Source organism: Pseudomonas sp., from assembly GCF_049590575.1.
Lineage (GTDB): Bacteria > Pseudomonadota > Gammaproteobacteria > Pseudomonadales > Pseudomonadaceae > Aquipseudomonas.
Map to the genome: position 1 here is coordinate 1 of NZ_JBAWDE010000314.1, position 4,172 is coordinate 4,172.

3 protein-coding genes are annotated in these 4,172 nt (G+C 63.7%); all 3 read left to right on the forward strand.

Annotated elements, in window-relative coordinates; all coding sequences use genetic code 11:
- Positions 1-439 (forward strand): type VI secretion system baseplate subunit TssF (locus WBR57_RS22120; protein WP_424086609.1); only part of this gene is annotated, 439 nt, incomplete at its 5' end.
- On the forward strand, positions 403-1,446 hold the full coding sequence (tssG, locus tag WBR57_RS22125; RefSeq protein WP_424086611.1) for a type VI secretion system baseplate subunit TssG: 1,044 nt from the start codon (positions 403-405) through the stop codon (positions 1,444-1,446). The genes WBR57_RS22120 and tssG, both read left to right, overlap by 37 nt.
- On the forward strand, positions 1,439-4,111 hold the full coding sequence (tssH, locus tag WBR57_RS22130; protein WP_424086614.1) for a type VI secretion system ATPase TssH: 2,673 nt from the start codon (positions 1,439-1,441) through the stop codon (positions 4,109-4,111). The genes tssG and tssH overlap by 8 nt, the downstream gene beginning before the upstream one ends.
- Positions 4,112-4,172 lie beyond the last annotated feature (61 nt).

The window sequence follows — 4,172 nt, forward strand, 5'->3', positions numbered from 1 at the left end:
GAGCCGCCCGCGCGCCAGCCATGCGCACGACGCCAAGGCCTGGCGCCTGATCAGCCAGTTGTCGCTCAACTACCTGTCGCTGAGCGAGCAAGGCCAGGGCGCCGGCGCCTTGCGCGAACTGCTGCGCCTGTACGGCGACAGCAACGACGCCGCCCTGCAATTGCAGATCGAAGGCCTGCGTGACGTCAGCAGCAAAGCCGTGACACGTCGCCTGCCGATGCCCGGCCCGATTGTGTTTGGCCGGGGTTTGGAAATCACCTTGGAATTCGATGAAAACGCGTTTCGCGGCACCGGTGTGTTCCTGCTCGGTGCGGTGCTGGAACGCTTCCTGGCACGCTACGTGTCGATCAACAGCTTTACCGAGACGGTGATCCGTACCACCGAACGCGGCGAGATCATGCGATGGAAAGCCAAGCCCGGGCGGCGTCCGACCCTGTGAACACACTGGATGCGATGCATCAGGAGCCCTGGGAATACGATTTCTTCCAGGCGCTGCGGCGTATCGAGTGCGAATCGCCGCAGCTGCCGCGCCTGGGCCATTCCCTGCGCCTGACGGACGATCCGTTGCGCCTGGGGCAACAGGCCGATTGCACCTTCGCCCCGGCCACATTGGCCTCGGTCGACCCCGGTGGCGACGGCAAACCGGCGCGGCTGGAGCAATTTTTCTTCGGCCTCGGCGGCCCCAACGGCCCGCTGCCGCTGCATATCACCGAGTACGTGCGCGAGCGCCAGCGCAACAACGCCGACAGCACCAGCAAACAGTTCCTGGATATTTTCCACCATCGCCTGCTGAGCCTGTTCTACCGAGCCTGGGCCGAAGCGCGGCCGACCGTCAGCCACGACCGCCCGGACGACGATTACTGGTCCGCACGCCTGGCGGCCTTGAGTGGTCGCGGCATGCCGAGCCTGCTCAATCAGGGCCTTATCCCTGATACCGCGAAGCTGCATTACAGCGGCCACTTGTCGGCGCAAACCCGCTACCCGGACGGTTTGAAGGCGATCCTCGGCGAGTATTTCGGCCTGCCGGTGGAGATCGAGGAATACGTCGGTCAATGGCTCGAACTGCCCGAACGCAGCCGCGTGGGTGTCAGCGCCAACAGGCTGGGCGTGGACTTCTGCCTGGGTAGCCACGTGTGGGACCGCCAGCACAAATTCCGCATCCGCCTCGGCCCGCTCAAGCTCGACGACTACATGGGCATGCTGCCCGGCAGCCAGCCGTTCAATGAGCTGGTGGCCTGGGTGGCCGAGTACCTGGGCCATGAACTGGACTGGGACCTGAACCTGATTCTGCAACAACCTGAAGTCCCGAAACTGCAGCTCAACGGCCAGTTCCGCCTGGGCTTCAATACTTGGCTCGGCCAACCCGAGCACGACGCCAACGACCTAATCCTGGCCCGGCATTACGCCGATCACGCCACCACCTCAAGGAATCCAGAGCATGGGTGAAATCAGTCGCGCCGCACTGTTCGGCAAACTCAACAGCGTGGCCTACAAGGCCATTGAAGCCGCCACCGTGTTCTGCAAACTGCGGGGCAACCCGTACGTGGAGCTGGCCCACTGGTTTCACCAGTTGCTGCAACTGCAGGACTCGGACCTGCACCGCATCATCCGCCAGTTCAACCTCGAGCCGGCGCGCCTGGCCCGTGACCTGACCGAAGCCCTGGACCGCCTGCCGCGTGGCTCGACGTCGATTACCGACTTGTCGTCCCATGTGGAAGAAGCCGTGGAGCGCGGCTGGGTCTACGGCAGCCTGATGTTCGGCGAAAGCCAGGTGCGCACCGGTTACCTGGTGCTGGGTATTCTCAAGACCCCAAGCCTGCGCCATGCGCTGCTGGGTTTGTCGTCGGAGTTCGACAAGATCAAGGCCGAAGCCTTGAGCGAACGTTTTGATGAATACGTCGGCGACTCGCCGGAAAACGCCCTGAGCGCCAGCGACGGTTTCAACGCCGGCGCGGTGCCGGGCGAAGCCAGCGGCGCCATGGCCCCAAGCGCGATGGGCAAGCAGGAAGCCCTCAAGCGCTTCACCGTGGACCTGACCGAGCAGGCGCGCAGCGGCAAGCTCGACCCTATCGTCGGGCGTGATGAAGAGATCCGCCAACTGGTGGATATCCTGATGCGTCGCCGCCAGAACAACCCGATCCTCACCGGTGAGGCCGGTGTGGGCAAGACTGCCGTGGTTGAAGGTTTCGCCCTGCGCATCGTCGCCGGCGACGTGCCGCCCGCGCTCAAAGACGTGGAGCTGCGCAGCCTCGACGTGGGCCTGCTGCAAGCCGGCGCGAGCATGAAAGGCGAGTTCGAACAGCGCCTGCGCCAGGTCATCGAAGACGTCCAGGCCTCGCCGAAACCGATCATCCTGTTTATCGACGAGGCCCACACCCTGGTGGGTGCCGGTGGCGCTGCCGGCACCGGTGACGCGGCCAACCTGCTCAAGCCCGCCCTGGCCCGTGGCACCTTGCGTACCGTGGCCGCGACCACCTGGGCCGAGTACAAAAAACACATCGAGAAAGACCCGGCGCTGACCCGTCGTTTCCAAGTCGTGCAAGTCGCGGAGCCGTCGGAAGACAAGGCACTGCTGATGATGCGCGGCGTGGCCTCGACCATGGAAAAACACCATCAGGTGCAGATCCTCGATGAAGCGCTGGAAGCCTCGGTGAAGTTGTCGCACCGCTACATCCCCGCGCGCCAGTTGCCGGACAAATCCGTGAGCCTGCTGGACACCGCCTGCGCCCGCGTCGCCATCAGCCTGCATGCGGTGCCCGCCGAAGTGGACGACAGCCGCCGCCGCATTGAAGCCCTGGAAACCGAGCTGCAAATCATCGCCCGCGAGCATGCCATCGGCATCGCCATTGGTGCGCGCCAGACCAACAGCGAGGCGCTGCTGAGCGCCGAACGCGAGCGCCTAGCGACCCTTGAAACCCGCTGGGCCGACGAGAAAGCCCTGGTGGATGAGTTGCTCGCCACCCGTGCAACCCTGCGCGAAAAAGCCGGTGTGGTGGACAGTGATGCGGGTAACAACGAGAGCGACGAACTGCGTGCAAAACTGGTCGATCTGCAACAGCGCCTCTCCACACTGCAAGGCGAAACCCCGCTGATCCTGCCGACCGTGGATTACCAGGCCGTGGCCTCGGTGGTCGCCGACTGGACCGGCATCCCGGTGGGCCGCATGGCGCGCAATGAACTGGAGACGGTGCTCAACCTCGACCAGCACCTGAAGAAACGCATCATCGGCCAGGACCATGCCCTGCAGATGATCGCCAAGCGCATCCAGACCTCCCGCGCCGGCCTCGACAACCCGAGCAAGCCGATTGGCGTGTTCATGCTGGCCGGCACTTCGGGCGTGGGCAAGACCGAAACCGCCCTGGCCCTGGCCGAAGCCATGTACGGCGGCGAGCAGAACGTGATCACCATCAACATGAGCGAGTTCCAGGAAGCCCACACGGTGTCGACCCTCAAGGGCGCGCCACCGGGCTATATCGGCTACGGCGAAGGCGGCGTGCTGACCGAAGCGGTGCGGCGCAAACCCTACAGCGTGGTGCTGCTGGACGAGGTGGAAAAAGCCCACCCGGACGTGCACGAGATCTTCTTCCAAGTGTTCGACAAAGGCGTAATGGAAGACGGCGAAGGCCGGGTGATCGACTTCAAGAACACCTTGATCCTGCTGACCACCAACGCCGGCACCGAACTGATTTCCCAGGTCTGCAAAGACCCGGCGAACATCCCCGAACCCGAGGAAATCGCCAAGGCCCTGCGCCAGCCGCTGCTGGAGATTTTCCCGCCGGCCTTGCTCGGCCGCTTGGTGACGATTCCGTACTACCCGCTGAGCGACGAGATGCTCAAGGCGATCACCCGCCTGCAACTCAACCGCATCAAGAAGCGCGTGGAAAATACCCACAAAGTCGCTTTCGATTACGACGACGCGGTGGTCGATTTGATCGTCTCGCGCTGCACCGAAACCGAAAGCGGCGGGCGCATGATCGACACCATCCTCACCAACAGCCTGCTGCCGGACATGAGCCGCGAATTCCTCACGCGCATGCTCGAAGGCAAGGCGTTGGCGGGCGTACGCATCAGTAGCCGGGATAATGAATTGCACTATCAGTTCAACGATTGACCTGACGGAACGCGATTAAAACTGTGGGAGCGGGCTTGCTCGCGAAGGCGGTGTGTCAGTT